Source organism: Cedecea sp. VD22, assembly GCF_037150195.1.
Taxonomy (GTDB): domain Bacteria; phylum Pseudomonadota; class Gammaproteobacteria; order Enterobacterales; family Enterobacteriaceae; genus Cedecea.
In genome coordinates, this window is record NZ_JBBCPX010000084.1 from 1 (window position 1) to 255 (window position 255).

2 rRNA genes are annotated in these 255 nt (G+C 47.1%); both read right to left on the reverse strand.

The window, feature by feature from the left end:
- Window positions 1-56, reverse strand: a 5S ribosomal RNA gene (gene rrf, locus WFK85_RS23730); the annotation flags it as partial.
- A gap of 98 nt (window positions 57-154) precedes the next feature.
- Window positions 155-255 (reverse strand): 23S ribosomal RNA (locus WFK85_RS23735); the annotation flags it as partial.

The following is a 255-nucleotide window of genomic DNA, read 5'->3' on the forward strand; positions in this document are numbered from 1 at the left end:
TTCACTTCTGAGTTCGGCATGGGGTCAGGTGGGACCACCGCGCTACGGCCGCCAGGCAAATTCTGTTATTGACCGTTATATTTCCATATAACCATCAATCTAATCCTGAACTAAGCTGAAAATCTTTCGTCTCTCAAAACACCTTCGGTGTTGTAAGGTTAAGCCTCACGGATCATTAGTACTGGTTAGCTCAACGTATCGCTACGCTTACACACCCAGCCTATCAACGTCGTCGTCTTCAACGTTCCTTCAGGA